Consider the following 23,943-nt stretch of genomic DNA (forward strand, 5'->3'; position numbering starts at 1 on the left):
TTTATGCGCTCGCTTAATGAGCCCATTGCTCGAAAAGCAAATCAAGAAGATAAATGTACAGGTCATTTTTGGGAAGGGCGTTTTAAATCACAAGCACTCTTAGATGAAGGTGCAATAGTGTCGTGCATGGCGTATGTTGATTTAAATCCTGTTCGCGCTGGTATTGCACCAACACCAGAGCAATCGAATTTCACCAGTATTCAACTACGCATAAAAGCGGCGATAAAAGGTCAACAGCCAACCGCGTTATTATCATTTGCAGGTAATGAGCACGAAGACCAAACAACCGGCATTCGTTTTAGTTTACAAGATTACTTAACCCTTGTTGATGAAACAGGACGTATTTTGCGTGATGATAAAGGTGGTGCCATTAACAGCAAAACCGCAAGCATTTTAACAAGACTGCATATCAGTAATGAAAGCTGGTTAAAACTAACCACTAATTTTGAAGGTATCTTTACAGGTGCAGTAGGTACCGTTGAGCACTTATGTGAATTTAGCGAACATGTTGGTTTGCAACGTACACATGGCATAGGCAATGCAAGAGCCTGTTTGAATAGCGCATAACTCACACACTAAAAGCATTAGTTATTAAATTTGATGTTATTTCAAAATAACGGTTTTAACTCGGCTTAAATTCAACCATTTCAGCAACATTCATAATATGTCAGCAGATAATCTTAATTCCCTCGACTTAATAGATATTTAAGTAACCGAAAAAAAGCTAAAGAGGCTGTCTATTATTGCTTGCTGTTATTATGGATGGCCTAATTATGTGATATGTCAGCAGATAATCTTAATTCCCTCGACTTAATAAATATTTAAGTAACCGAAAAAAAGCTAAAGAGGCTGTCTATTATTGCCTGCTGTTATTATGGGTGGCCTAATTATGTTGCCTAATTATGTTTCACGCTATTTACATAATAAAGCAGGCTCCGGGCTTGTCCAACACCCGAATAAGGTGTCGGCTTTGCGACACCTATTCTTATTTGTTAGGCATGATTTTTATCAGGTTGGATGTCTATTCCTTTGATTAATAACCAAAGGCCAAACGTTATTTCAAAAACAGCTCCCGGCATCATGAAGTAACTCAATATTTGAGGTGGATTAAGTAGAACAATATTTGAAAAACCATACACCACCATCGAAATATAAGTGAATGTCCCCCAAAGAACCAACCACTTAGGTACGTAATTGGAGACGTAGAACAAATACATGAAAATCGTGGCACCAATACCCATAATAATTAAAAGAACATCCCACATCGAGCCACTTATTTTCACAAATATGCTAGCTAATGTATGCAACTGCTCATCTTGAAATACAGTTGAAAATTCTGGATTCTTTAAAACTGCTATCACTGCTAATGTAATGATTGTTGCGACAAAGCCGAGAAGCCCTTCTCCAAACCTGAAAAGTAGTGCCACGAGAGCAAAATTTTTGTTTATCGTTTTAGTAACTAAGTACTGTGCCCATGAAGCCCAAATAACAGCTATAAACATAATAATATCTATAGTTTGAGCAAGTCTGAACTTTATCTCAACCTCATCAAAGGCCCCAAAGTTGTATATACCTTGCTTAAATAGTAGTGAATTAAACATCCCTAAAATTATATAAATCAAGTACGCAGCACCTAAATGCTTAACATACAACTTAAATGATGAACCGTTATTCCCCATTGATAATTATCCTGTGATTGCTGAGTGTTTAAATGCCTAACGCTTGCAGCAGCGGAGAGCGAAGCGAATCCGCTGACTGCATTTGTTAGTGTTTAATTCTCCCCAACAAGTCGATGACTTCCTGAACGACCATATCTGGCTCATCTTTCTGTGGGAAATGGTAACTCTTGTTTGTTAATACAGCCTTTCCTTGTGGAAATGCGTTTGCCCATTCAGAGTGTAATTCTCCCCACATTTCCCGGGCTTCATCTGTGAAAAAGAGTAATGGAGGATTTTCATATTTTTTTATTGATGCAATGACTGTTACAGGAATATCCTGTATCTCTGGATAACCGGGCAGTGGTCGTTTAGCCCAGAAATCTAGGTATTGGTTAGACATTCCGTTTTTCATATCGTCCAGTTTCACTTGAGCAATTTCTTTTTCTGCTTTAGTAAGATCAATTCTTCTCATAATATCAACATCATGTTCTGAAGCTGGCTCAACTAGCATTAACCCGGAAACCCATTCAGGATAGGTAGCAGCAAAGCGTCTAGCGATGTAAGCGCCATATGAATGGGCCACATAAACTACTGGTTTTTTAATGTGAAGAGCTTCAAGAACTAAACGAGCCTCTTCAGCATACTCCTCAGAGCTATAATTCTTCACAACGAGCTCTGAGCCACCATTACCAATTCTTGAGTAACGAATAACTTTAGCGTCTTGAGCTAGGTTATCGAAAATAGGATCCCAATCAGACAACCCAGCAGAGCCACCAGCTTCTAAGAAAACAACATGCTTTCCATTACCTTTAATTTCATATTCAACATCAAAGCCTTTTACTTTAACGAAACTAATTTCAGCCGAAGCACTAAAAGCAATTATAGAGATTAAAAACAACAATCCGAATTTCACGTATTTTCCTTAAACACTAACGAGTTTGTAGAATAACTCGTTTATTATAAATTTCCCCATAAAATAGGGGTACTAAATACATTACCTGTATCGCGTTAACACTCTACAGCCTGCTACAGGAGCTAAAAAAACTCGTCGTTTTGACTGAGTTAGTTATTCTACAGCCTCAACGCCCGCATAAACTGCGGAGTGAACTTGGCGGCTTTTTTGCGTCCCTTTGCAAAAAAGACGACAGGTTTACGGAGTCAGATTTAATGCGTTTGTTAGGCAAATTTAAATCCCCTTGCTAGACTAGATTTAAGCTCATTCACGTAGTCATCATTTAGCGATGCTGGAATTAATCTAGATAACTCATTACCTGCTTCGGTAAATTTTAGTGTTAACATGCCTATTTTTGTTCTTTTGCAAATAGCAGTTATAGTCGTATCGTTATTATAAACTGTGACTTTTTTTCCATAAGATGTGCTACCACTTATTAATGACTCATTGTGAATCAAGCCTATCGCCTGCAATGCAAATAGATCAGGGAGGCTTAGATAGTTATTCAATTCAAATTCATGTCTAAATGTCGGGAGCAGCATTAGCATAGAGAAACTTGTGTACCCATTTATAAGCACTTTTTGGCTAGATCGTTCTAAAGTTGATGCTATAGAACATGCGCGTTGAAATGCATCAGCTTCTTGTTGGGTCATATTCTTCAGAATGTCTAATGATTTTAAAGAAAAACTACCCGGCGTACTTACTTCCCCTGCTAGGACTTTACCCCACAACCTCTGCATTTTTTCAGTAGAAGCATTTTCTGCGTAGTTAGTTAATTTATTTATCCAGTCGTCATCAACTTTTTCTTTAGAAACATTTTCCTCTACATTATTTAATCCATGTTCAATGACTTTTTCTAAATTTATTTGTTTCCGGTATTCCTTATATTCTTTTTTTGCAGCAATCCTGTCTTGTATTGTGTGCTTAGACTCACTTATTTTTTCGAAAGCTTCTATCTTTGCTTTAGTTATTAGTGTTATTTCATTTGCTTTTGAATCTAACTTTGCCATGGCAATTGCACTTTCTTTATAAGCCAAGGCATCTCCTTGCCGCCGTATTCTATTAGGCTCATACAAAACACCAATCGCGTTACTGACAGCATCGATAAGTTTTTCAACACCTTTCCCTAGCCCTGCAATGTCACCCATACTTCCATTTCTCCTTTTATTTGCCTAACGCCGCATTAAGCGGACTAAAATTGTTGGTTATAATGTGTAGCGAAGCGAAACCTAACCAACTGTTTTAGTTCCGTTTAAATGCCTTGGTACGCCCAGCATGGGCATGAACTAATGAGGTGAAAGTCCTCTGTAGGAAGATCACCGTTTAATGAGTTTTATTAAACGCTAACTACTAGCGAATGGCAAGGGCTTTTCTGTGAAGAATGGTCTGAAGGAAGCCGCTAGCAAATTTGTGAGCTGATGAACAAGAACATCATATGAGGCGTAGACTAGAGGTGAGTTAGCCAAGCATAACGAAACCATGTGATCTAATGGTTACCGTAAATGATGCAGCAGTGCAAAGAAAGTGCATGTTCTTATCTGGGGAGATCTGCTTAACTAGCATTCAACCTTAAACCATTCAGGCTATGGTACAAATAAGTCTTGGCTTTTAAGTGTGAGCAACTTAAAAGAACGAAATTGCTCAATATGAACGCGCGATAATAGGTAACTATTCTCGTGATTAAGCAGAAGTCAGCAGACGGCATAGTAGCCAAATGCCCATCGTAATGGTTGGGACATGGTGAAGGCCTGAACATTAACTTAAGGAGGAACATTTATGCATTTGAATACATCAAGATTACCGTCAGGTAATGATGTTATTGAGCATGGCATATCAACCCCAGCCTTACATGAAAATCTCATCGAAAAACTGTTGAGCCCTGCTAATTTGGATAGTGCTTGGAAACGAGTCAAAGCCAACAAAGGTAGTGCAGGTATTGATGGGATGACGATAGATGATTTCCCCGCCTTTGCTAACGCAAACTGGGAACACATCAAAACACAAATAACTCAAGGAACATACCGACCTAGCCCCGTGCTACGGGTCAACATTCCCAAGCCTGATGGTGGCATGCGAAAACTGGGTATTCCTAATGTACTCGATAGGTTTATCCAACAAGCAATCCACCAAGTACTCAATCCACTATTCGACCCACATTTTTCACCTTACAGCTATGGTTTTCGCCCAAACTGCAATGCAGCACAAGCGGTAGCACATTTGCAAACAGGTATTAAATCGGGTCGTAAAATAGCTATTGATATTGACTTATCTAAATTCTTTGACCGAGTTAATCATGATTTACTCATGCATAAACTCGGTTTAAAAATAAAAGATAAAGTATTGATGAAACTGATTGGGCGGTACTTACCCGCAAGGATTGTTGAACACGGTAAACGAGTAAAACCAACCCAAGGCGTACCACAAGGAGGGCCATTGTCACCGTTACTCTCTAATATCATGCTTGATGAGCTTGATAAAACGTTAGAAAAACGAGGACATCACTTCGCCCGTTATGCGGACGACTTCACCATTTTGGTGAAAAGTAAACGAGCAGGCGAACGCGTTTTAACGAGTATTAGCGTGTTTATAAAGCAAATCCTTAAACTCATCGTTAACGAGAAGAAAAGTCGTGTAGGCGCGGTAAAAGAAACCAAGTTTTTAGGTTTTGGTTTCAAATACGGGCGCATCAAAATACATGATAATTCATTGCAGCGTTTTAAATACCGTGTGCGAGAGTTAACTAACAGAAATTGGGGAATTGCCATGAGCAGGCAAATTAGTAGCCTTAATCGATACCTGCGAGGATGGGGGAACTACTTCCTCATCGCCAACGGCTATCAGTTATGTGTCGATTTAGATCAATGGATCCGCCGAAGAATACGGATGTGTTATTGGCGGCAATGGCGAAAGCCTAGATCCAAAGTGAAAAATCTATTAAAACGAGGTGTTCCATTAGCGCTAGCGGTGAGCTGTGGGTCGACAAGAAAAGGGGTATGGCGAAGTGCGAAAACGAAAGGGATAAATCAGGCATTGAGCAACGAGTATTTAGCCAATGCAGGTTTATTGTCACTTAGGAATATTTGGGTCAAAATCCATCATGGTTAATGAACCGCCCTGTGCGGAGCCGCATGCAGGGTGGTGTGGGGGCTGGAGGGTAGAAACCTCCGGCTACCCGATTTAGGTATACTTTAACTGCACTATTTTTTTTAGGCGCCTTTTAATCAATCTTTGTTCACAATAAAGTCCAATAAAATCGCCAACACCAAAAGAAACAATAACTAGCAACCAATATAAAGGACTGGTAAATGATTGAATACCAGAGATATAAAGATATAGGTTAAACGGGAGAATAAAGAGCAAACCTCCTAAGACTTTAATAAACTCTCTAAGAAGTTCAGTATCAGATTTCGCTTCATCAACATATGAGATAATAATTTCATTTGGGGTATCTTTCAGTTTAGGAAATACCTTTTGTAACCAATTTAAATAATTCAATTATGCACCCTTGTTTGCTTGTATACCTAACGCTAAGCTAAGCGGAATAATACAGTTAGGCTAAACTGCGCGAAGCGCGAGCCAACTGTAATTTTTCCGTTTAAGCGCCATGTTATGTGAATTATTTACCGTACCTGCGAATTACTGATACTTTACCATTTTCTAACTCAAGAACATCTAGTACCACTTTGCTATAGCTAAACTCTGAGCCGTCTGAACGTAAGCCTGTAGCGGAGAAAGTATGTTTAAGTGCTATGGAATTATAACCAACAATATACTCAAGAATTTTTGCTTTATAATCGGTATGAACGCCTAGATATCGAGACATACCTTCACGCATTAATTTTTTACCATCAGGCTCTCTTGAGTCATCTGGCGCGTTAGGAAAATGTTGATTACCAACATCATCAGTTAAGAATGACAAGTAAATCTCTAAGTCTTCTTTAGATGCTCCTGGTTGTTGTGTATTAGTCATTGCTTGATGGTATTGCTTAACAAAATTCTCATAATCAAATTTATCATCACTCGCAAAAGCAATGGTTGAGATTAGAGAGATTGAAATAGCTAGAATTGAAATATATTTGTTCATTGGTACTCCTTACCGTGAGATTCACATAACGCTTTGCTAAGGGGCAATTAGCAGGTGGCTATACTTGCGCGAAGCGCCAACTGTTAATTGTCCCAGTGAGTTTACGAACGAACTTGAGCAACTTGTTATATTCCGCTCTAGCCACTACACCTTTTATTATTTTTAGCCTGATTACATATTTCATTTAGAATACTTTCACCAGCCTCTTTATACCCATTACTAGATAAATAATCAGATATTTCAAATAGTGAGTCTATACCTTCTGATGATTGATTAATTGTGAAAGCTATATGTTTATAAAGTTCTTCAGTCGCATTTTCAGAAATTGCATAATGAGCGGTTAGCTTTTGTAAGGTTTCTGTAGGGACAAGTACTTTAAATCCATACTTTTTAGATAAATCAGTATAGTGTTCTTTTAAGCCATCTAACCCTGAAATTTTTACTTCGTAAGTTGGTTCCCAGCCAGCGAATGTTGATTGTAAAGCATACTGCATCGAAGGGTGTTTAGTCGTTCTGTGAGATTGGTTTGGGAAGTTTTGGAATTCAAAAGAACCTTTGGGTAGATTACTTAGCTTCTTAGTTAATTCTGTAAAAGGGTTTTGCATATGTTCACCTTCATTTGCGATGGTGATCGTAAGAGGTGCTTTTGTTTTTAAAACTTCAGAATTTGATTTAGATACTTTGTCTACGATGTAGCCATCATCAAGAGAGGAGCTAAAAGCAAAGTATTTCGAAAAAACGGGGTTGTCACTTAACCAATAATCCAATACGAAGCGCCCTGAATTGGAGTGTCCAGACAAAATGCTATAAGCCGCAACTCGATAATTTTCATTAACATATGGAACGACTTCTTTTGCTAGGAAGTTAGCAAAAGGTGTTGTTTTTCCATTTTCAGGACTAAGTTCTTTTCCTCTACTTTCGATACCGACAACTATAAAGTTTGGAACTTGGTCTTCTAAAAGATCAAGAGTCGATAAAGTTGAAAGCATATCCCATTGCCCGTGAAGTACGTATAAGACAGGATATGAATTATCTTCATTGTGATATTTCTTTGGAAGTTTAATTAATAAGTTTCTTTCTTCACCAAGTGAATTGGACTGTAACTTAATTTCCTCAGCTAACATTAAACCTGATGCAAGTGAAAACTTTGAACAAAGTAAAACAATACTAAAAAACAATACTCTCATTTATAACTCTCCATATTGATGAAACTCTGGAATATAACGCCTCACTAAGAGGCGAGTAATTGTTGGCTAAAATGTGAAGCGTAGCGGAACCGAGCCAACTGTTACGAGCCCTGCTTTAGTGACTTGTTATGGCAACAAACGCTTAATGTAGGCATATAGGTCAACACTTTTGGTCAGTAACTTCCATTTTAATCTATCATCCTGATGAAGGCTTAGAGCTGAATATAAACCTGATGGGTTCTTAAGGTTTTCTTCTTTTATCAGCGATAAAGCATTACAAGAAAACTCTAACTGCTCTTTGATTGAACTATACGCAGTATCTTGACTTGAGTTATCAAGCTTTAATTCAATTTTCAGGAATTCACCTTTGATTTCAGTGAATAACAACAACATTGGGATATTTTTCGTATCTTCGATTTCAAACAGTTCTATTAACTTTTTATTCTCAGCTGGTTCTTTCCACATTTGAACCATCATTCCAATTGTACCCGGAGGGAAAGTTGGAAATTCATATTTTCCTTTTGCTGGCTTCACCGAGAATACACAAAATCGATCGCCTGTTAGCTCATTAAAGGAAAGCCAATAATCGTCATCTCTTAATACTTTTTTTATATTAGGGTGTTGATCAGTATAAAGTAAAACACCGAACAACTGGGCTACCCCCTCTTTGCCTTTATACTCTTCAATTAATGTGCGAAATGAATCCAAAGCAAACTCCTTGTTGCTATAACGCCTCATTAAGAGGCTAAAAATAGTTGGTTAAAATAAGCGAGGCACGAGCAAAAACCAACTGTTTTTTGTCCTGCTTTAATGACTTGTTATATCTCAAGTCCTAGTTTTTTGGCATTTCTTTGTGTTATGCAAAAGAATATATCAGGGTACTCTTTAAATTCTATTTTAAATTTAAATATCAAATTGCGCTTTTCAATAGAAAACGATAGATCTTGAATTGGCACAAGTAAATTTGGCGTAAAGAATTTAAAGAATGGATTTATAGATAAATGCATAAAACTATCGTTAACACCAATATTTAAAATCCCATTAAAATAATCATTTTTTGTAAAGTTTGCCGATATATTTTTAATTATTACATCATCAAAATCTTCTTTATTTTTATACTTCTCACTCAATTTTAACCATCCACTGGTTTTCGAAAAAGATGAGAAAATAAACAAGAAGAAGCAAATAAAAATAAGTAGGAAGATTAACTCGAAACTCAACGCTCACTCCTTGAGATATAACAGTATATTATCCATAATTCACGATAGTAACGGATTATGAAATAAAATAATAACAAAACAATAATAATTAAATTATTACTTGTCAAAGCTTTATAGTAAAATAGGTGGTTTTATTTTAAACATTAAGTTTGTAGAAACTAAGCACTGCGTCATACTCAGCTATTTTGTGCTGAGTATGACGCAGTCCTTAAAAAATTAAATAATAAAAATCAATAAATTAGAAGTTTACCTATGTAGAAAGTGAGCATATTCGTGCTCACTTTCTACACAAAAAATTGTGTTTTTGGGGAAAATACATTATAACTGTATATAAATACAGCTTGGTAAAGTGTTTTTTTATGATCATAAAATCTCCTTTTTTACAGCCTCTTCGAGATGTAATTCGAGTTAAACGCTATAGCTTACAAACAGAAAAAATTAACGGGGACGCCACTCAAAATAACTAAATTTCTATCCGTCATTTTTTCTCCATCTATTTTCGCAGCGCCTTATTTAATCATGCGGTAAGCATCTGACGTACTTCCCACTAAACCAGCTTCTTTTAATAAATTCTTGATGAGCCACTTCCGCTGCTGCTTGATCATGGAAACGTGCGATTAACTCTTTTGCTAAGTCAATTTTAACATCGCGTGGGTTTTTACCTTGTTCAATTTCAGTTTTATACCCTTCAATTTCTGTTAAAGGTTTAAAGCTTAATAATTCATAATAACGTCACATAAGCACATCGGAAATCGACATTATTTTGCTAAACATATCGGTAGGACTATCGGTAATATTACCTTAACAGCTAAAGCAAAGGCCGACGCAGCATCCTGTTTCGACCTTTATTTTAATGGATATTTACCAACTTACTCTTTTAATTCATGACTGACAGAGCTGTCTGATTGAATAGCAAGCCCCTCTAAAAGCATTTTAGCTGCTCGGTCTGCTGTATCCTGAAAAGGCTCTAATATGAGTTCAACATCGAGTAAGTTTAATTCTTCGGTATCTATACTGCTTTGTGAAACAGCAGCTAATTTACCCTTATACCCAGCTGATCGGGTTAATTGAATCACGGTTCTTCTAATATCTTCTGACGACAAGCCTGTATGTAAATGTGGGATTGTTGAAACAACCCAATTTGCATGATTTAATGGTAACTCGATGATAAATTCAGCATCGGTTGCGTCGCCATATTTACATTCTAAACCTAACAGTCGCCAATGTTTTATAGCAGCAGGGTTGAAGTCGATACCTAACACGCTAATACCTTGTTCTTTAAGTCGCATCGCAATGGCAGTGCCAAGGCGACCTAAACCAAAGATAATAACGGGGTAGTGAGCATCAGTATGATCATCCGTCATATTTTCGCGAGGAACGCTTGAACGTTCAAACATACCAATAACGGGCGCAAAAATAGAATAGAGTTGATGTGAGTAGGTGATCATATACGTTGATGCGGCAATGGTGATAATGCCAACTAATGTTACTAATCCCAGAATATCTTGTGGTACATGTCCTAAGCTAATACCCATCGCAATGAAAATTAATGAAAATTCACTAATTTGAGCTACGGTTAAACCAGCAAGGAAACCTGTTCTTTTACCATAGCCCATAAGCCCCATAATAATCATGACAATGAGTGGATTACCAATAAGTACAAACAGTGAGAAAAGCATTGCGCCTGGTAGATGCGCGCCTAATAAAGACAAGTCTAATGTTGCGCCTAAGGCGATAAAGAAAAACAGCAATAAAAAATCACGTAAGGGCGCAAGTCTGGCAGCGATACTTTCTCGATAAGGGGTTGAAGCTAAGGCAACACCTGCGAGTAATCCACCCACTTCCATACCTAAACCAACGATATCTCCTATGGCGGCAAAAAGGGCTGCTTGTGCAATGGCGTATATTACTAATAGCTCAGGCGCTTTAGCGAGCTTTTCAGTAAGAGGATTAGCTATGTAACGCACAAAAATAATAACAAAACCGAGTAATCCAACACCTGAAATAGCGACTTGCCAAACGGATGAATTATTTGAGTCGCCATGCCCAGAGCCAATGCCGATAGTTGCCAGTATAATCATAGCCACTACAACAACGAGATCTTGAACAATTAAAAAACCCAGTGCGATTTGACCATGTAATGATTCAATTTCTCGTTTATCAGAAAGTAACTTTACAATGATAATAGTTGAAGAAAAAGTAAGTGATACTGCAACATAAAGACTAGTGATATGGTCTAGGCCAATACCTAAGCCTATGTAATAACCAAATAAGGATGTGAAAGCAACTTGACCAAGACCCGTTAGAACAGAAACGCCACCAATAGACTTAATTAACTTTACATCTAATTTGATACCAACAAGAAATAACAGTACCGCGATGCCTAATTCAGAGAGTAGCTTGATTTGATCTTTGGAATGAACAATATCCAGTACGGAAGGTCCTGCTATTAACCCCACTGCAATGAAACTTACAATAAGGGGTTGCCTTAATAATAGTCCGATAAATCCCATGAGTGCAGCTAACACGAGCAGCGCTGCTATTTCAGTAAATGACGACTGTGAAATTAGTTCAATTAAATTCATTACATAATCCCTATCCTGTGAATATAGTATTAGATAATTTTACATTAATAGAGGGGGGAGTGAATATATTAATTATTGAATAACATAGTTTTTATAAGGTTATTTGATCTGGATACTTAATTATAATAATAACGATGAAGTTAGCGCGTTAATTTACGCTAAAGTGTTTGTTAGTTATTTAAGCTTTTTAGTAATCATTCGGTGTTTATTCTCTGAAATACATGGTGTTCAATTCCTGCTTGTGGTTAAATTTAGGGTATCAAGCTTTATACGGTAAACACTACATTGATCAATCTTTATCCCGCTAACAAAATGGAAAATTTGTTACTGCTGCTTAATAAAATTTCCCAACTATCTCCCCTAGGTGTATTCAGTCAAGAAGTGATTGTGGTGCAAAATCCAGGGATGCAGCATTGGTTAAACCTCGCTATTGCCGAAGAACGTGGTATTAGCATGAATATGGGTTACGCGTTACCAGCTCAGTATCTATGGAAGCTAATAAGAACGCTGGCTAGTGATGAAGATGTACCAGAACAGTCACCTTACTCAAGAGAAGTGTTAACTTGGCGTATTTATGCTTTATTAGCGACAAAAAGTGTAATTGATGACAGTGATTTTATCGCTGCAACTCGGTATTGGCATAAGTCATCAGCAACAGAAAATGCTTATTCAAATCAAGAGCAGCCGAACGCTAGCAAAGAAAATATTTTCAGCAGTCAGGAGAATTTAAAGCGCTATCAGTTAGCAGAGCAAATGGCTGATTTATATGAACAGTACTTAATATTTCGTCCTGAATGGTTAGACTCTTGGCAAAAGGGACAAGAAGTTGACTTACTGTCTAATGACAGTAGGTGGCAAGCTAAATTATGGCAACAACTTATTAAACAACTCGCTTATAACCCAGTAGAGTTATTAAATAATGCTATTGCTAATATTGAGAATAAGCTTGCAGCAGATCCCTTGTTATTACCTAAACGGTTAAGTTTTTTTGGTATTAACAGCATGGCTCCGATGTGGTTGACCTTTATAAACGCATTAAGCGAGTATATCGAAGTAGACTTTTATCATCTCAATCCTTGTTTTTCTTATTGGGGCGATATTATTAGTGAAAAACAAGCTATTAGTAAACTCTCTCACTGGTCTAACGGTGTTGATGATGAGCATCTATTTGTTGGTAACCCTTTATTAGCTAATTTAGGACAGCAAGGGCGTGAATTTTTAGCTTTATTACAAGATTACAGTACGGTTAATGTTGAGCTATTTGTTAAAGCGAGCTCGGATAATCAAGGTGCAGATAATAATTCAATCAGTAGTGACAATGATAGTGATAGCAACAAGCCAGCAGAGCGAATTTTACATAAGTTACAAAATGATATTTTAGCGTTAGATGATGCCACGAAAGCACCAGAGGTGTTAATTGATGACTCTATTACATTCGTTAGTTGTCATAGTGCTTTACGCGAAGTACAAGCATTACATGACTTTCTCCTTCATCAATTCAATGAATCTGCTAATCAGTCAAACAATACAGATAAGTTAACACCAAAAGATGTTTTGGTTATGTGTCCACAAATTGAGCAATATGCACCTTATGTAAATGCAGTGTTCACGCGGGGTTGGCAAGATTTAAATGACGAAGTACCGCCATTACCTTGTTCTATTGCTGATCGCAGTGCAAAAGATAGTGATCCCTTGATTGCTGCGTTTAGTGAGCTGTTAACCTTACCAGACTCTCGGTTTCAAGTGTCTCATTTATTAAGCTTTATTCGTTTGCCTGCCGTTGCTAATAAATTTTCTATTAATGAAGAAGACGGCGAAAAAATAGCGGTTTGGTTGAAACAAGCAACTGTTCATTGGGGCTTAGATAAGTCGCATAAAGCTAAAATACTGGGTGATAATGTCAGTAATAGCTTTACTTGGCAGCAAGGGTTATCTCGTTTATTAAGAGGGTTCGCTTTTTCTGATAGCGATAGTATTTATCAAGAGCAACTCTTACTGGCAGCAGTTGAAGGTGATGACGCAATATTACTTGGGCAATTAATGTTATTTATTGAACAACTACAAAGCTTAGCCCAACAGTTAAATACACCCAGAACAGCTAAAGATTGGCAGACTTTCTTACTAAGCCAACTGTCATTGTTGTTTACTACTAATCGTTATTTTTCTAACGACACGAAATCGAAAAGTGCTTCACAAGCAATAAATGCACAGCTAAATAATCAAATTGAAAATAGCTTAGCGATTATCGAACAGGCAATCAGTGCCTTGGTTGAATATTGCTCTCATGCACATTTTGAAGAAGTAATTGATTTAGCCATTGTTGTAGACTTTCTCAATAACCACTTCAGTCAAGGTGATGCTAGTCGTCAATTTATGGTTGGACAAGTAACATTCTGCTCTATGCTGCCTATGCGTAGTATTCCATTTAAAATTATTGCGGTCTTAGGTTTGAATGATGGTGAATTCCCAAGACAACGACAACCATTAGGTTTTGATTTAATGGCAACTAGTCCAGCAAGGTTAGGGGATAGATCTCGTCGTGGAGATGATCGTTATTTATTTCTAGAAGCAATCATCTCAGCAAGAAATTCACTGTATTTAAGCTATCAAGGCCGTAATATTAAAAACAATAACGAAAAGCAGCCTTCACTCGTGCTTAAAGAGTTAATGGATTATCTTACGCAAGGTTATGGCTGGAACTTTGATAAAGACAATGAAGATGAAAATCCACCGAATCAATTGCAGCAAATGCCTATGCAGCCTTTTAGTGAAGGTAATTACTTGGCCGCGCCAGACTTAACCGCTAAATCGTCAGCAGCTAATTCTTCCATAGTAATTACTGCTTCACCAATAAAGGCGAGTTTTAATGCTAACTGGTTTAAGTTAGCACAAAATAATGGTCAAAATGTCCAGCGTGATAAAACGTCGTTAGTCATAACAGATGAAGAAATTGAGTTAGAATCAATCACCGCAAACGATTTAATACGGTTTTTTCAACACCCAAGCAAGATGTTCGCTCAAAAGGCATTAAACTTATACTTAGATGATAATAGCGTGCAACTACATGATGTAGAGCCTTTTAGCGCAGATTATTTAGATCGCTATTTATTAAAACAAGATTTATTAACTGCAAGTTTAGCAATGCTATCCGAACAAACCACAATACCGATGGTCAATAGCATAGAGCAAGTATTACATGCTGCTAAATTATCCGGAAAATTCCCTGATGCCCCTAGTACTCAAGCTGATTTTGATAATTGGTTAGACGAAACGCAACAATTTAGCCAAGAAATTGTTGATCACGGCTGTGATAATCCAGAATTAATTGATTGCCAGATAACCGTCAATCCACATAAAACAGCAAATTCTAGTAGGAGTCTACAGGCAAGCGCCCCTATTATTTTGATGGCAAAAATACCGGTTAAACAGACTCATGATGGTGTTCAGTTAGTCTTTTATCGTAGCTCTGTTGCGAAAGTGAAAGATTTATTTACGTTATTTTTACATCATTTGATTGTGCAGTTATGGCAACAACAAAATATGGGCACCAAAGATTATGCGAGTAATATTCTTAGTCAAGTACAGAGTACCTGTGGTTTCTACTTTAACGCTAAAGCACAAAGTGTCGAACATTATAGTGTTTCTAGTATCGAAAATGCTGAAGCTGAGCTGAATATGCTATTAAGCACTTATGAACAGGGCCAAAAACAAGCCTTGTTATTGAATAGTGAATTAGCGGCTCATGTGTTTAAGCAAGTACGCGGTAAAGCTGTGGAAATGACACAAGATCGTTTTGAAGGTATTTGGTATGGCGATGATTCTGTTCCAGGGCTTAGTCATGATCCTTATATTGCGTATTTTTGGCAACAATGTCCTGACATTACCGCATACTTACCGCAATTAAATACTGTTTATCAAAGTTTATTTAAGCATGTAAGCAAGCGTAAAAGTAAGGCTAAAGGTGAAAAGTCATGAGTCAGTCATCAAAATTTACCTTAACTAATTTAGATTCATCCACCATCCCATTAACTGGCCGACATTTAATTGAAGCCAGTGCTGGTACAGGAAAAACTTACAACATAACTCGTATTTATTTACGTTTATTGCTTGAGCGTGAGTTGAAAGTTGAAGAGATTTTACTGATGACTTTCACTAAGGACGCGACTCAAGAGCTAAGAGGGCGTATTGATGCCTTTATTCGTGAAGCGCTTAATAACTGGCCTACCTTGTGTAGTCAGGATCCTTATTTTAAAGCCATTGATAAGCGAGTGAACCCAGATAACGCTAACCCTAATAAAATCGAGTTTTTATTAAAACGTGCATTATTGTTTTTAGATGAAGCGGCCATTTTTACTATCCATGGTTTTTGTCAACGCGCGTTAACGCAACATGCTTTTGCGAGTGGTTTACCTTTTAACGCGAATATGTCGACCAATAGTAACGAATTAGTACTAGAAGCAACGCAAGATTGGTATCGTCAATTGGCGAAACAAAGTATTGAAAATTTTGTCTTAGTTGAAGCTTTTTGGGCAACGCCTACGGCCTTTGTTTCAAGTTTTGCTAAAGCTATTTCACATCGAAGTGAGTTGTCGGTTATTGATGTACAAAGCTTAGTGGCTAATTTTATCCAATTAGCCAAACATGCCAGTGTAGCTTTAAATAATAATACAAGCTTACTTGATGAAGGATTAGTGGCACACAAAAAACCAGAAGAGCAAGAAAAGCGCGCTGAAGAGCTTGTTAAATTAAAGCAATGGTTAGATAACATCGCGCAGTGCCAAGACCACAACGCTTTATTGGACGCTGCCGCCTATCCTATGCCAGATTACTTGCTAAATGGTAGTCGCCATCCTAAAGCATTTAAAGTGCAATTAGCGCAGGTTTTAGCCAGTGCTAAAGAAATTAAAGCGCAAGTGAAAAACTTAGCTAAAAACATCAATAAAGCCCAAGCTTATCAAATTGTAAGAGGCGCTATTTATCAAATCAGACAACAAGTAAAACAAACAAAAGAGCAGCTTAATTGTTTAGATTTTGACGACCTTATTAATACCTTGGCTGATTGTTTGCAACAAACGCCTAAAAAGGATTCCTCAAGTTCACAGCAAGCAAGTAATATTTTAGCGCAAACTTTATTAGCGCAATACCCTGTGGCGTTAGTTGATGAATTTCAAGATACAGATCCTCAACAATTTGCTATTTTGCAGGGAATTTATTATCAAAAAGATCAATCAGGTGTGAGCAGTGATAACACTAGCAGTGATGAAGAGAGTAAAAATGCACTCTATTTAATTGGTGATCCTAAACAAGCTATTTATGGTTTTCGTGGTGGTGATATCTTTGCTTATTTAAATGCTCGTAGTGATTGTGATTATCATTGGTTGATGGATACTAATTGGCGCTCAAGTCCTGATGTTGTCGAAGCGTATAATCAGGTGTTTTCTGGCTCGGCTACTGAGAGCAGTGTGAAACAATCAGTTTTTGGTTATGGCATCGACTATCAACCGGTACTTGCAGGGAAGAAAGCCGATGCTAAGGTTGACTCATTAACCAATAAGGGACGAGCATTAAGGTTTGTACATTTTACTGGCGAGGGGTTTACTGACAAAGTGCCGCAGTCGGTAAGACCATTAATGGCTACCTGGTGTGCTAATGAAATTGTCAGTTTACTTAATAAAAATGATATTACTAATCTTGCTGCTGAGCAGACAACAGATAATAAACAAATAAAACCAAAAGATATTGCCATTTTGGTACGTGATGGACGAGAAGCAAGTGCTATTAAAGAAGCGTTGTTACAAGCTAATTTAGCGAGTGTCTTTTTATCTGATCGGGCTAATTTATTTGATAGTGAACAAGCAGAGCAGCTGATTAAATTATTAAGAGGTATATTAGCACCAGAAGACGAACGTCTCTATTTAAGTGCTATTACTTGTGGATTACTTGGTATTAACGCTTCTGCGTTGTATAAACTGCAACAAGATGAATCGGCATATCAAACATTAAAATTTCACTTCTTCGACTATCGAGAACAATGGCAGCGTCAGGGTTTTATCTCAATGGCGATTACTATTATGCATCAGCATTTTGATTTCTCTGGTGCTAATGACAGCGGTAATAAATCTCGTGCATTGACCAATCTTTTGCATTTATTTGAGATTTTACAATCAGCAAGCCAACAGTTTTTACAACCACAAGAATTACTCTATTGGTTTGAACAACAGTGCCATGATGATAATGCTCGGGCAACAAATGATTTAGAAACAGAGCAACGACTTGAAAGTGATGGCGATCTAATTCGTATTGTTACGCAACATGGTGCTAAAGGTCTTGAGTATCCAATTGTTTTCATTCCTTTTGCCACTCGTCATAACGATCCACTTAAGTTTGGTAATAAATCCGTTAGTTATATTGAATACCATAATGAGCAAGGACAGTTATGTCTTAGTCTAGATGGCGATGAACAGGCTAAAATTGCTATGGCAAATGAAGCTTATGCTGAAAGTATTCGCCTTTTATATGTTGCCATAACACGAGCTGAACGTCGGTGCTACATTTTAAGCACAGCCTTTGATAAGTATGCATTGTCGCCTTTAGGTAAAACCCTGCAATGGCAACCTGAGCAAGATATTGTTCAAAGTCTTAACCAGTTAGTGGCTAGTTCACCAGAGACTATTAGTTTACAACTTGAATCGTTTGATAGTCTTGCTAATGATATTGCTAGCAATGTTATTTCGCAAAAACAGCAAGTTGAAAAAACAGCTGAACTAGAAGTTAGTAAATTTATTGGTAAAATTGAACGAGATTGGTGGCTAAGTTCATTTTCTGCCTTAAGTAAAAACTTACGCCATGGTGGGATTTCTTCGCCGGATAGAGACTCAGTAGAAGTCGTTGATAGCAGTGTAACAAATCGGAAAAGTGAAAAAGCATTACTCCGCTTTCAATTAGTAAAAGGCGCACATAGTGGTAATTTATTACATGATATTTTAGAGCACAGTAATTTTAAAAGCAGTGATGTGATTGAAAATAACATGCTTGAAAGTACTAAGTGGCCTTTACTTAAATATGGAGAGCTAACAACAGGTTTTACTGACGTTGATCTAGTGTGTTGGCTCGATGAAATTGTAAAAACCCCAATGACTAATAAAAGCGATACGCTTGATACTTTTTGTTTAGCTGATATTCCTGTACAGAAAACCCTGCGTGAAAATGAGTTTTACTTCCCAATGAATGAAGCCAATATTACAGATTTAGAGAAATTGTTAACCGATCATCGAAATACTAATACAACTACAGTGAAGCAAAATAATGTTAGGTTACCAAGCTATAAATCCTTAAAGGGCATGATGCATGGCTTTATTGATTTAGTGTTTGAGCAAAACGGTAAATATTATGTCTGTGATTATAAGTCTAGCCATTTAGGTGATGACTATAACGATTATGATTACAATGCATTGCGTGATGATATAGAAAAAAACTACTATGATTTACAGTATCTTATTTATAGTTTAGCGTTACATCGTTATCTTCAACAAAACCTACCTGATTATGATGTAGGGGAACATTTTGGCGGTATATATTATTTATATCTACGTGGTATGACAAACGATGCCAGCCATCAAGGGAAGGGCGTTTATTATCGACAGATCACGGAGAATGAGCTAATTCAATTAGATGATCTTTTTTTGGGCAAGCCGTTAGCTAACAAGTTAATGAAGGAGCAACAATAATGGCTCACATAATCGTTAACTTTAACCAAGCGCAACAACAATTAGCTAATATAGAGGCGATAGATTATTTTTTTGGGAAAGAATTACTCGCAGCGTTAACTGCTAGTGCTGATTTATCTGACGAACAACAACAGATTTTAATGCATTTATTAATAGCATTAAGTGTTAGTTTACGTGCAGGACATACATGTCTACCAATAACTAAAATTGCTGGGGAGCATTGGGGTGTTGCTTTCGATGAACTCGGTGAGTGTAGCCATCAAGGCTATCTTTTCCCAAGTATTGATATTTTAGAAGGGCTATTAGTAGCCCTTAATCTTTCGGCTGAAGAACATCAACCCGTAGTTTTCGATAATAATAGCTTATATATGCGTCGCTATTACCAATTTGAATGGGAGCTTGCTCAAGGTATTCATAAACGTTTAACGCAAAAATCTGCCGTGTCAGTGAATGATATTAGTAGCATTGTTAGTCAATTATTTCCAACAAGTCAGGGAAAAGATATCCTTCAGAATGAAGCTGTTAATATTGTAGAAAATAAGCGTGAAGAAATTGATTGGCAAAAACTGGCTGTTGCTAACGCCATTGATAAAAATTTCACTGTTATTGCTGGTGGCCCAGGTACAGGTAAAACTTATACGGTAACCAAACTACTTGCTGCGCTCTTAATGTTACATGAAAAAAATCAGTTACAAGAAGATGCACCGGCTTTAGAAATTGCCTTAGTTGCCCCAACAGGTAAAGCTGCACAACGATTATCTGAATCTATCATAAACGCAATAGCTGGCTTTAAAGGGCTTATTGATGATGATATTTTGGCTGCTATGCCAACACAGGCAAAAACTATTCATCGATTATTAGGGGTTATTCCTAATAATCATAATTTTAGACATAATCAAAATAATTTATTGTCTTGTGATGTGTTATTGATCGATGAAGTGTCTATGGTTGATTTACCTATGATGACACGTATATTTCGTGCCTTAAAACCTGAAACAAAAGTTATCCTATTAGGTGATGCTGATCAGTTACCTTCTGTGGCTGTTGGCTGTGTACTCGCAGATATTGCGCCAAGGCCTCATTCTGGTTACAGCAAGGAAAACTTAGCTTATTTGGCAAAGGTATGTGAAATAGAGCAGACATTTCTCGCCAGCCAATTTCATCAAGCTTCTGCAGAGCCGATGACTTATCATGATCATTTAAGCTTCTTAATGAAAAGTCGTCGTTTTGATGGAGAAGGTGGAATAGGCATATTAGCAAATTATGTTATTCAAGGTGAGTCAACGCTCAGTTGGCAGCTGTTAACGGCTTCAGCAAGTGAAGGAGCGTTAGCTGATAATAACCAGTTAAGCCTTGCGGATAATACCTTAAGTAGTTGGTTGGCACCTTTAATTCAAAAGTATTACCAAGGCATAGCACAATGTCGTGATGTTTCTGGTGCTTTTGCATTATTGGCTAAATTTCGTGTTTTGTGTGTTACTCGCCAAGGTGAGTTTGGTGTAGATGCGTTAAATCAATGGATAAAAGAGCAATTATTTTCTCGTTTTCATACTGAGGTTAATTATCATGGCATGCCAATTATGATCAATGAAAATGACTACCGATTAGGGCTATATAATGGTGATATTGGTTTGCTTTGGCGTACTGAAGAAGGCCAATTAATGGCATATTTTGAAGACACTGAAGACGGTTATAAACTGTTTATGCCATCACGTTTACCTAAATATGACATGGTTTACGCCATGACTATTCATAAAACCCAAGGTAGTGAGTTTGATCATGTTGCTATGGTAATGCCAAAACAAGCTGAACATCAATTATTATCACGTGAATTACTTTATACAGGGATTACTCGAGCAAAAACAATGTTAACGATTTCGAGTAATAAGCCAACTTGGCAACATGGTGTAAAAACCAAAATAAAACGTTACTCAGGACTAACACTTTAATTTATAATTTACACTACACAGCATACTTTTATTTTCTAAGGAAAGCGTCTCTTAATGCAGTTAATCAATATAGGTAAACAACGTTACAGAAAACATTTAAACATAGTAATAGCCGGATTTATTGGTACTTTATTAATTTTGTCTTTAATTTTTGGTCAACTGCTTATTGCCAGTTTTGCCCAAGAAGGGGTAAGTAACTTTAGGTATAATCTACTTGGCGTGATTCTCGCTTTGCTTGCATGTGCTGGCATTATGCATACATTAAAAAGCTCTGATGCATTTAAAGAGATTTACTATGTATGGCAGATAAAACAACTACAAAATCTAATTTATCGAAAATTGAAAAAAATTAAAGTGGGTGTAAGTAATGATGAGCACAATGCTTTAATTATTTTAGTTTTTTATTATCAAAGTTTAATACAAGTTTATCGACTCGATGATAATACCCTAACTATTTCTGAAGTAGAAAAAAGGCTCAGTGACTTACAAGATACTATTGCTGAAAAAAATCTAACGGTAAGTGCTGACCAGTTTGAGCAGAAGTTACTAGATGATTATCGTTAATCATTGTCCTTATTTATTATGAACAAAAAAACCAGTATTTAATTAAATACTGGTTTTTTAATTTTTAACATTAACTAATAATAAGTAACTATAAAAATTATTAGTGGTAGTGCTATATTATCTTTAGCGCAATAAACTATCTGGCACGGAAAATAATGCGACCTTTAGATAAATCATATGGCGTTAACTCAACAGTTACTTTATCGCCAGTTAAAATACGAATATAGTTTTTACGCATTTTTCCTGAAATATGAGCAGTAACCACATGGCCATTCTCTAATTCAACTCGGAACATAGTGTTAGGTAACGTGTCTAAAACCGTACCTTGCATTTCAATATTTTCTTCTTTCGCCATGGGGCGCTAAACCTCTATATGTTGTGCAAACAAGCAATAAGTTCAAATTAAATTGTTATAAATTATTGCCGATAAAAAAAGCTGCGCGAATAATGCCTAATTGTGCAGCTAATGTAAAGCTTTGTGGCGGTTTATTTATGAGAGATATTAAATAACATTAGAGAAATTATATTATTTTTGAACAAGTAACCATTGTTGCTTGGTAAATATTTCATAAGGAAAATATCTATTTTTGTAATTCATTTTTTTACAATCATCTATTTGATAACCTAAGTATAAAAAGGGTAAATTGAATTTTTTACAAAACTCTATTTGAGTCAGAATAGAAAAAACACCTAAACCATTTGCTCTATAATCAGGGTGATAAAAGGTATACACCGCAGACAAACCATTAGTTAATACATCAGTTACTGCTAGACACACTAACTTTTTGTCGTTATTTTCTTCTAACCAAGTCTCAATAAATAATTGTTTAGTTAACTTACTAGAAAGAAAGGTTTGAAATTGCTCATAATTTGCAGGAAACATGCTGCCGTCTTGATGACAGGTATTAATATAAGTTTCATACAAAGGGTAATATTCATCTTTTAATTGCTCAGAGGTCGTAATTTTGAAATGTGCATTTCGTTTTAATGAACGTTTTTGGCTTTTAGAAGGTTGAAATTCATTCACAATAACCCGCACAGAATTACAAGCATTGCAGCTAGGGCAATGAGGCCGATAAGATTGGTCGCCACTGCGACGAAAACCTTCCATCATCAATATGCTGTAACCACGATTATTTTGTAATCGTTCATCAATAGCAATTAATAAACGCTCTTCTTTGTTAGGCAAGTAACTACAAGGAAAGGTTTTTGTTATACCTACTTTAAAAGTATCATCATTCATAGAGGGTTATTATTTATCTGCGATTACTCACTTAAGTTTAGTTCACGAGTATGCCAAAAATTTTTATCGATCGTTAGATCGATAGCTTTATTTTTTAAATCAATAAAATCATCTCGAGTCACCTCGCTTGCGCCCATGTCGGCTAAAAAAGGGTTAAGTAACTGGCAATCAATAAAATCTACGTTAACCGAACTTAATAATTTACTTATTGCTACCAAGGCAAATTTAGAGGCATTAGGTTTGCTATAAAACATGGATTCACCAGAAAAGAAACCATTAATAGCGATGCCGTATAAGCCACCGACAAGCTCTTCTTTTGGTGATAATGTGTCATCATTATTTATTTGCCAAACTTCGATTGAATGGGCAAAGCCAAGTTGATGTAAGTTGATATAAGCTGATTCCATTTCAGGCAAAATCCAGGTGTCATCATTACGAAAGGGAGCATTAGCACATTGTTTAATAACTTGTTCAAAGGCTGAATTAAGGGTGATTTTATAAGGTGATTTTTTTATTGCTTTACGCAAGGTACGGTTCACATGTAAATCAGAAAATTTAATAATGGCTCTAGGATTTGGAGACCACCACATTAGCGGGTCACCTTCACTAAACCAAGGAAATATTCCATGGCTGTATGCATTTATTAATCGATTAGGTTGTAAATCGCCGCCTAAAGCTAATAAACCATTAGGATCAGTGAGCGCAGAGCTAACAGGAGGAAAGGCCACGTTATTATCGTTGAGTTGATATAGGCGCATATTATCCTAAAAATTT

The 23,943-nt window shown here is 36.7% G+C and carries 17 protein-coding genes and 2 pseudogenes; 6 read left to right on the top strand and 13 right to left on the bottom strand.

Annotated features, from left to right (window positions below; translation table 11 throughout):
• A pseudogene (locus tag Q4496_RS16030) lies at window positions 1–567 on the top strand (transposase); the annotation flags it as partial.
• Window positions 568–992: 425 nt separating this feature from the next.
• Here the strand turns inward: Q4496_RS16030 and Q4496_RS16035 are convergent.
• The 3 genes from Q4496_RS16035 to Q4496_RS16045 form a co-directional block, all read right to left on the bottom strand.
• The gene (locus Q4496_RS16035; RefSeq protein WP_303610811.1) at window positions 993–1,679 is read right to left on the bottom strand and encodes a DUF4386 domain-containing protein; all 687 of its coding nucleotides are present in this window, start codon (window positions 1,677–1,679) and stop codon (window positions 993–995) included.
• Window positions 1,680–1,764: 85 nt separating this feature from the next.
• Window positions 1,765–2,571 (bottom strand): alpha/beta fold hydrolase, encoded by an 807-nt coding sequence (locus Q4496_RS16040; protein WP_215972840.1) that lies wholly within the window; start codon window positions 2,569–2,571, stop codon window positions 1,765–1,767.
• A gap of 263 nt (window positions 2,572–2,834) precedes the next feature.
• Complete coding sequence (locus Q4496_RS16045; RefSeq protein ID WP_303610812.1) at window positions 2,835–3,758, bottom strand: TIGR03899 family protein; 924 nt, start codon at window positions 3,756–3,758, stop codon at window positions 2,835–2,837.
• A gap of 628 nt (window positions 3,759–4,386) precedes the next feature.
• Between Q4496_RS16045 and ltrA the strand changes: the two genes are divergently transcribed.
• The gene (ltrA, locus tag Q4496_RS16050) at window positions 4,387–5,715 is read left to right on the top strand and encodes a group II intron reverse transcriptase/maturase (RefSeq protein WP_303610813.1); all 1,329 of its coding nucleotides are present in this window, start codon (window positions 4,387–4,389) and stop codon (window positions 5,713–5,715) included.
• Between the two features lie 72 nt (window positions 5,716–5,787).
• Here ltrA and Q4496_RS16055 read toward each other — a convergent pair whose 3' ends face one another.
• From Q4496_RS16055 to Q4496_RS16085, 7 genes and pseudogenes are all read right to left on the bottom strand, one after another.
• Complete coding sequence (locus tag Q4496_RS16055) at window positions 5,788–6,105, bottom strand: hypothetical protein (RefSeq protein ID WP_303610814.1); 318 nt, start codon at window positions 6,103–6,105, stop codon at window positions 5,788–5,790.
• 121 nt (window positions 6,106–6,226) lie between these two features.
• Window positions 6,227–6,694 carry a nuclear transport factor 2 family protein gene (locus Q4496_RS16060; protein WP_182820186.1) on the bottom strand — a complete coding sequence of 156 codons (468 nt, stop codon included), beginning with the start codon at window positions 6,692–6,694 and terminating at the stop codon, window positions 6,227–6,229.
• Window positions 6,695–6,831: 137 nt separating this feature from the next.
• Window positions 6,832–7,881, bottom strand: coding sequence for an alpha/beta hydrolase (locus Q4496_RS16065; protein WP_303610815.1), 1,050 nt, complete (start codon window positions 7,879–7,881; stop codon window positions 6,832–6,834).
• A gap of 126 nt (window positions 7,882–8,007) precedes the next feature.
• Window positions 8,008–8,589 carry a hypothetical protein gene (locus Q4496_RS16070; protein ID WP_303610816.1) on the bottom strand — a complete coding sequence of 194 codons (582 nt, stop codon included), beginning with the start codon at window positions 8,587–8,589 and terminating at the stop codon, window positions 8,008–8,010.
• Between the two features lie 110 nt (window positions 8,590–8,699).
• Entirely contained in the window at window positions 8,700–9,011 is a 312-nt protein-coding gene (locus tag Q4496_RS16075) for a hypothetical protein (protein ID WP_303610817.1), read from the bottom strand.
• 512 nt (window positions 9,012–9,523) lie between these two features.
• Window positions 9,524–9,896, bottom strand: a pseudogene (locus Q4496_RS16080) (tyrosine--tRNA ligase); the annotation flags it as partial.
• A 74-nt stretch (window positions 9,897–9,970) separates the two neighbouring features.
• Window positions 9,971–11,686: a cation:proton antiporter gene (locus Q4496_RS16085; RefSeq protein WP_303610818.1), complete on the bottom strand. Its 1,716-nt coding sequence runs from the start codon at window positions 11,684–11,686 to the stop codon at window positions 9,971–9,973.
• 285 nt (window positions 11,687–11,971) lie between these two features.
• Between Q4496_RS16085 and recC the strand changes: the two genes are divergently transcribed.
• The 4 genes from recC to Q4496_RS16105 are packed head-to-tail and all read left to right on the top strand — an operon-like array spanning window position 11,972 to window position 21,926.
• Window positions 11,972–15,661, top strand: a complete 3,690-nt coding sequence (recC, locus tag Q4496_RS16090; protein WP_303610819.1) for an exodeoxyribonuclease V subunit gamma — start codon at window positions 11,972–11,974, stop codon at window positions 15,659–15,661.
• The gene (gene recB, locus Q4496_RS16095) at window positions 15,658–19,413 is read left to right on the top strand and encodes an exodeoxyribonuclease V subunit beta (protein ID WP_303610820.1); all 3,756 of its coding nucleotides are present in this window, start codon (window positions 15,658–15,660) and stop codon (window positions 19,411–19,413) included. Before recC ends, recB begins: the two co-directional genes overlap by 4 nt.
• Complete coding sequence (gene recD / locus Q4496_RS16100) at window positions 19,413–21,362, top strand: exodeoxyribonuclease V subunit alpha (RefSeq protein WP_303610821.1); 1,950 nt, start codon at window positions 19,413–19,415, stop codon at window positions 21,360–21,362. Before recB ends, recD begins: the two co-directional genes overlap by 1 nt.
• 54 nt (window positions 21,363–21,416) lie before the next feature.
• Entirely contained in the window at window positions 21,417–21,926 is a 510-nt protein-coding gene (locus Q4496_RS16105) for a DUF3087 domain-containing protein (protein ID WP_303610822.1), read from the top strand.
• A 136-nt stretch (window positions 21,927–22,062) separates the two neighbouring features.
• On the opposite strand, the gene infA is transcribed toward Q4496_RS16105, so the two are convergent.
• From infA to aat, 3 genes are all read right to left on the bottom strand, one after another.
• Entirely contained in the window at window positions 22,063–22,281 is a 219-nt protein-coding gene (gene infA / locus Q4496_RS16110; protein WP_011043571.1) for a translation initiation factor IF-1, read from the bottom strand.
• A 171-nt stretch (window positions 22,282–22,452) separates the two neighbouring features.
• On the bottom strand, window positions 22,453–23,169 hold the full coding sequence (locus Q4496_RS16115; RefSeq protein WP_303601602.1) for an arginyltransferase: 717 nt from the start codon (window positions 23,167–23,169) through the stop codon (window positions 22,453–22,455).
• Window positions 23,170–23,192: 23 nt separating this feature from the next.
• Entirely contained in the window at window positions 23,193–23,927 is a 735-nt protein-coding gene (gene aat, locus Q4496_RS16120; protein ID WP_215974126.1) for a leucyl/phenylalanyl-tRNA--protein transferase, read from the bottom strand.
• Window positions 23,928–23,943 lie beyond the last annotated feature (16 nt).

The sequence above is a fragment of the Colwellia sp. 5_MG-2023 genome (assembly GCF_030547795.1).
Classification (GTDB): domain Bacteria; phylum Pseudomonadota; class Gammaproteobacteria; order Enterobacterales; family Alteromonadaceae; genus Colwellia.